1 protein-coding gene is annotated in these 723 nt (G+C 73.0%); it reads right to left on the reverse strand.

Annotation, left to right across the window (positions count from 1 at the left end; genetic code table 11):
- Nucleotides 1-101: 101 nt before the first annotated feature.
- Nucleotides 102-723 (reverse strand): ABC transporter substrate-binding protein (locus HUK84_RS21380; RefSeq protein WP_374729410.1); only part of this gene is annotated, 622 nt, incomplete at its 5' end.

Consider the following 723-nt stretch of genomic DNA (forward strand, 5'->3'; position numbering starts at 1 on the left):
CCGCGCGGGGTCGCCGGGCAGGGCGTGGATCGCCGCGAAGATGATGGCCGAAACCGCCAGCATGACGAAGGGCAGGGCGGCGGTGCGCCGCAGCAGCGCGGTCATGGCGTCGCCCATCGGGCGGAGGTGACGGCGATCTCGCCGTCCGGCAGGGATTGGACCCCGCCCAGGCCCCGGCGGACACCGTACAGATTGTCCTGCACATAGAGCGGCAGGATCGGCGCATCCCGGGCCAGGCGATCCTGGATCGCCGCATAGTCCCGCGCCCGGGCGGCGGGGTCGCCTGTGCGCGCCGCGCGGTCGATCGCGGCGTCGATCTCCCGATTGCGGTAGAAGCCCAGATTGGCGCCCGCGGGCGCCGCGCTGGCGCCGGCATAAAGCGGGCGCAACTGCAGGTCGGCAATGAACGGCGCGGACCACGATGTCAGCACCATGCCGATGTCCTGCCGGGCCTTGTCCGCCGGCCCGGCGAAGGCCGACTGGACCCACACGCCCGCTTCCTGCCGGCGGATACGCAGTGTGACGCCGATGCGCCGCCACATGGCCTGCAGCGCCTCGGCGATCGGCTCCTCGGGTTCCTGGACCACGACGGTCACGGAAAATCCCCGCGCCAGGCCGGTCTGTTGCAGAAGGGCGCGCGCCGTCGCGGGATCGGCGCGGTCCTGTCCGGGCGCGCAGGGTTCCGACCCGGCGATGTCGGGTGTCAGCGCATGGCAGGCGGGG

Origin of the sequence: Nguyenibacter vanlangensis (assembly GCF_013376155.1) — a bacterium.
GTDB classification, from domain to species: domain Bacteria; phylum Pseudomonadota; class Alphaproteobacteria; order Acetobacterales; family Acetobacteraceae; genus Gluconacetobacter; species Gluconacetobacter vanlangensis.